This is a genomic window from Pseudanabaena sp. PCC 9330 (genome assembly GCF_055795045.1).
In genome coordinates, this window is record NZ_JAYFES010000093.1 from 1 (window position 1) to 5,324 (window position 5,324).

Here is a 5,324-nt window from a genome sequence, read left to right on the forward strand (position 1 = left end):
TTGAACGTTGATGGACTTGAGTGTGAGGTCAAGCCCTCGGTCTGTTAGTACGCCTCGACTACATCCATTGCTGGACTTCCATCTAGCGCCTATTAACGGGTGGTCTACCCGTGACCTTACTGGCTTATGCCATGGGAACACTCATCTTGAGGTGGGCTTCCCACTTAGATGCTTTCAGCGGTTATCCTCTCCGCACTTAGCTACCCTGCGTTTACCGTTGGCACGATAACAGGTACACCAGCGGTGCGTTCTTCCCGGTCCTCTCGTACTAAGGAAGACTCCTCTCAATGTTCCTACGCCTGCACCGGATATGGACCGAACTGTCTCACGACGTTCTGAACCCAGCTCACGTACCGCTTTAATGGGCGAACAGCCCAACCCTTGGGACCGACTACAGCCCCAGGTTGCGATGAGCCGACATCGAGGTGCCAAACCTCCCCGTCGATGTGAACTCTTGGGGGAGATCAGCCTGTTATCCCTAGAGTAACTTTTATCCGTTGAGCGACGGCCCTTCCACGCGGAACCGTCGGATCACTAAGGCCTACTTTCGTACCTGCTCGACTTGTCAGTCTCGCAGTCAAGCTCTCTTATGCCTTTACACTCAATGGCTGATTTCCAACCAGCCTGAGAGAACCTTTGCGCGCCTCCGTTACCATTTAGGAGGCGACCGCCCCAGTCAAACTGCCCACCTGATACTGTCCGCTGCCCGGATGACGGGTCAACGTTAGAATTCTAGCCTTAATAGAGTGGTATCTCACCAGTGACTCCATCACTCCCACAAGAGCAACTTCATAGTCTCCCACCTATCCTGCGCAATTAAAGCCCGAACCCAATACCAAGCTACAGTAAAGCTTCATAGGGTCTTTCTGTCCGGGTGCAGGTAGTCCGTATCTTCACAGACATTCCTATTTCGCCGAGCCTCTCTCCGAGACAGCTCCCAGATCGTTACGCCTTTCGTGCGGGTCGGAACTTACCCGACAAGGAATTTCGCTACCTTAGGACCGTTATAGTTACGGCCGCCGTTCACCGGGGCTTCAGTCGCTAGCTTCAACTCCGAAGAGCCTGACCAACTTCCTTAACCTTCCGGCACTGGGCAGGCGTCAGCCCCCATACATCGTCTTGCGACTTAGCGGAGACCTGTGTTTTTGGTAAACAGTCGCCTGGGACTCTTCACTGCGACCAGCTCTCGCTGGCACCCCTTCTCCCGAAGTTACGGGGCCATTTTGCCGAGTTCCTTAGAGAGAGTTATCTCGCGCCCCTGGGTATACTCTACCTTCCCACCTGTGTCGGTTTAGGGTACGGGCCAATTTGAATTAACGTGGTTCGGGCTTTTCTTGGAAGCCTGACATCAGACACTTCCCCGTCGTAACGGGTCGTACTCGTGCCTTAGCTCAAGACGTTTTCGCCGTCTCTCATCACCTCGGACACTTAAACCGGTAACCATCATCCGGCTGTCTTAGCCTTCTCCGTCCCCCGCCACAATCCAAATCAGGTACGGAAATATTAATCCGTTGTCCATCGACTACGCCTTTCGGCCTCGCCTTAGGTCCCGACTAACCCTCCGCGGACGAGCCTTCCGGAGGAAACCTTGGGATTTCGGGGTGTAGGATTCTCACCTACATTTTCGCTACTTAAGCCGACATTCTCACTTCTGTACAATCCACGCCTGCTCTCGCTAACGCTTCAACTCGTACAGAACGCTCCTCTACCACTTGTACAAGTACAAGTCCACAGCTTCGGTAGGATGCTTAGCCCCGTTCATTTTCGGCGCAGGATCGCTTGACCAGTGAGCTATTACGCACTCTTTTAAGGATGGCTGCTTCTAGGCAAACCTCCTGGTTGTCTCTGCAATCCCACCTCCTTTATCACTTAGCATCCATTTGGGGACCTTAGCTGGTGGTCTGGGCTGTTTCCCTTTCGACGATGAAGCTTATCCCCCACCGTCTGACTGGCATTGTGTGCTACGGGTATTCTGAGTTTGACTCGATTTGGTACCGCTCTCGCAGCCCGCACCGAATCAGTGCTTTACCCCCCGTATATAATCAATACCGCTGTGCCTAAACACATTTCGAGGAGAACCAGCTAGCTCCGGGTTCGATTGGCATTTCACCCCTAACCACAGCTCATCCGCTGGCTTTTCAACGCCAGTCGGTTCGGACCTCCACTTGGTATCACCCAAGCTTCATCCTGGCCATGGTTAGATCACCCGGGTTCGGGTCTATAAAATCTGACTATCGCCCTATTCAGACTCGCTTTCGCTTTGGCTTCAGCATTTCCGCTTTAACCTGCCAGACCCTATAAGTCGCCGGCTCATTCTTCAACAGGCACGCTATCACTCGTTTAATCGAGCTCTAACTGCTTGTAGGCTCACGGTTTCATGTTCTATTTCACTCCCCTCCCGGGGTTCTTTTCACCTTTCCCTCGCGGTACTGGTTCACTATCGGTCACGCAGGAGTATTTAGCCTTACGAGGTGGTCCTCGCGGATTCAATCGGGATTTCTCGTGCCCCGACCTACTCGGGAGTCAGCTAGTATCGTTAAGTTTTCGACTACAGGACTTTCACCTTCTCTGGTGCATCATTCCAATGCTTCGTCTAACCGCTCGAGTCCATATCGCTGTCCCACTACCCCAATGGTGAAAACCACTGGTTTAGGCTCTTCCCGTTTCGCTCGCCGCTACTCAGGGAATCGATTTTTCTTTCTCTTCCTCCGGCTACTAAGATGTTTCAGTTCGCCGGGTTCGCTCGCGCCACCCTATGGATTCAGGTGGCCGTATATTAGGGTTGCCCCATTCGGAAATCTTCGGATCAATGCCTGCTTCCAGCTCCCCGAAGCGTATCGTCGGTAACCACGTCCTTCTTCGCCTCTGCGTGCCTAGGTATCCACCGTGAGCCCGTTGTAGCTTGACCTTCACTTCATTGGTTTAAACCAACAAAGTTCACTCTTCTCTCAACGAACTTTGAATGTTCTGTGTGTACTACCTTACACTTCTCTCATATTCAGTTTTCAAGGTTCTTCGCTAGGCTCTCACCCAGCAGATTATGAATTCGGTCACCCCAATACATAACGTGCTGAATTTAATCCGTGCTGTCGTGGTGGAGGTTAGCGGACTCGAACCGCTGACATCCTGCTTGCAAAGCAGGCGCTCTACCAACTGAGCTAAACCCCCACAAGTGGGCCATCCTGGACTCGAACCAGGGACCTCACCCTTATCAGGGGTGCGCTCTAACCACCTGAGCTAATAGCCCGTGTTTACTTCCACATCCCAGTTGCCCAGGAAAGAAAATAAACCTCAACCATAATCTAGAAACTAATCTCAAAGTCCTGAACGACCTAGAGTGACCTCTCAATACTCCTAATTCAAATTGGTTCGGAGTTATCAAGGGTAGGTCTCCCTAAAAGGAGGTGATCCAGCCACACCTTCCGGTACGGCTACCTTGTTACGACTTCACCCCAGTCATCAGCCCTGCCTTCGGCGCCCTCCTCCGCGAACGGTTAGAGTAACGACTTCGGGCGTGGCCAACTCCCATGGTGTGACGGGCGGTGTGTACAAGGCCCGGGAACGTATTCACCGCAGTATGCTGACCTGCGATTACTAGCGATTCCGCCTTCATGCAGGCGAGTTGCAGCCTGCAATCTGAACTGAGCCACAGTTTATGGGATTTGCTTGCACTCGCATGCTCGCTGCCCTCTGTCTGTAGCATTGTAGGACGTGTGTAGCCCAAGGCGTAAGGGGCATGATGACTTGACGTCGTCCACACCTTCCTCCGTGTTGTCCACGGCAGTCTCTCTAGAGTGCCCAACTTAATGCTGGCAACTAAAAACGTGGGTTGCGCTCGTTGCGGGACTTAACCCAACATCTCACGACACGAGCTGACGACAGCCATGCACCACCTGTGTTCACGCTCCCGAAGGCACTCCTCTATCTCTAAAGGATTCGTGACATGTCAAGCCTTGGTAAGGTTCTTCGCGTTGCATCGAATTAAACCACATCCTCCACCGCTTGTGCGGGCCCCCGTCAATTCCTTTGAGTTTCACACTTGCGTGCGTACTCCCCAGGCGGGATACTTAACGCGTTAGCTACGGTACTGCACGGGTCGATACGTCCAACACCTAGTATCCATCGTTTACAGCTAGGACTACAGGGGTATCTAATCCCTTTCGCTCCCCTAGCTTTCGTCCCTCAGCGTCAGTTGTGGCCCAGTAGAGCGCCTTCGCCACTGGTGTTCTTCCCGATATCTACGCATTTCACCGCTACACCGGGAATTCCCTCTACCCCTACCACACTCTAGTCTCCCAGTTTCCATTGCCGATCCACAGTTGAGCTGTGACCTTTGACAACAGACTTAAAAAACCGCCTGCGGACGCTTTACGCCCAATAATTCCGGATAACGCTTGCCTCCTCCGTCTTACCGCGGCTGCTGGCACGGAGTTAGCCGAGGCTTATTCCTCTGGTACCGTCAGTTATTCTTCCCAGAGAAAAGAGGTTTACAACCCTAAGGCCTTCCTCCCTCACGCGGCGTTGCTCCGTCAGGCTTTCGCCCATTGCGGAAAATTCCCCACTGCTGCCTCCCGTAGGAGTCTGGGCCGTGTCTCAGTCCCAGTGTGGCTGATCATCCTCTTAGACCAGCTACTGATCGTCGCCTTGGTAGGCTCTTACCCCACCAACTAGCTAATCAGACGCGAGTTCATCCCTAGGCGATAAAACATTTCACCTCTCGGCATATGGGGTATTAGCAGTCGTTTCCAACTGTTGTCCCCCTCCTAAGGGCAGATCCTCACGCGTTACTCACCCGTCCGCCACTAAGTACCCGAAAGTACTCCGTTCGACTTGCATGTGTTAAGCACGCCGCCAGCGTTCATCCTGAGCCAGGATCAAACTCTCCATGTTAGTGATTAAACTCCGAAAAGCTAATCCCAATTCGTCATTCGTGAAAAATGACCCGAAAAGCATGTCCCGGATACCTCAGTATCCGTTTCTGTCTTCCACTTGACCTAATGAAAACACTAGTGCTATCATTAAACCAATTTAATCCTTGACAGGAACCTTGGCTTTGTTTCTAGATTATGTAGTTGTCGAGGTTCTCTTGGTGGCCCTCAGGTAGTAACTCGTGTGAGCCGCTTCCCTCAGGCGCTTTACTAATATAAAACGAATGGATGGCAGAGTCAACCCCTTTGTCTGACTTTTTATTCGGTCCCCGAAACCCCTTGCAGCACAAGGGGTTTCAGCCTTTAAAGGGGCCGCTCAAAAGGGTTTCTTGCAAAATTTCTCGGGAAAATCTCTCAGCCAACACCGTATATGGCGGTCAGAGCATGGAAAAGAAC

The 5,324-nt window shown here is 52.3% G+C and carries 2 tRNA genes and 2 rRNA genes; all 4 read right to left on the reverse strand.

Going from position 1 to position 5,324, the window contains the following annotated elements:
• Nucleotides 1–24 precede the first annotated feature (24 nt).
• Nucleotides 25–2,908, reverse strand: a 23S ribosomal RNA gene (locus AC0QKW_RS09705).
• Nucleotides 2,909–3,092: 184 nt separating this feature from the next.
• Nucleotides 3,093–3,168, reverse strand: a tRNA-Ala gene (locus AC0QKW_RS09710).
• Between the two features lie 5 nt (nt 3,169–3,173).
• Nucleotides 3,174–3,247 (reverse strand) — tRNA-Ile (locus AC0QKW_RS09715).
• A 150-nt stretch (nt 3,248–3,397) separates the two neighbouring features.
• Nucleotides 3,398–4,890: ribosomal RNA gene (locus AC0QKW_RS09720) — 16S ribosomal RNA — on the reverse strand.
• The 16S and 23S rRNA genes sit together here with 2 tRNA genes alongside, the layout of an rRNA operon.
• Between the last annotated feature and the right edge of the window lie 434 nt (nt 4,891–5,324).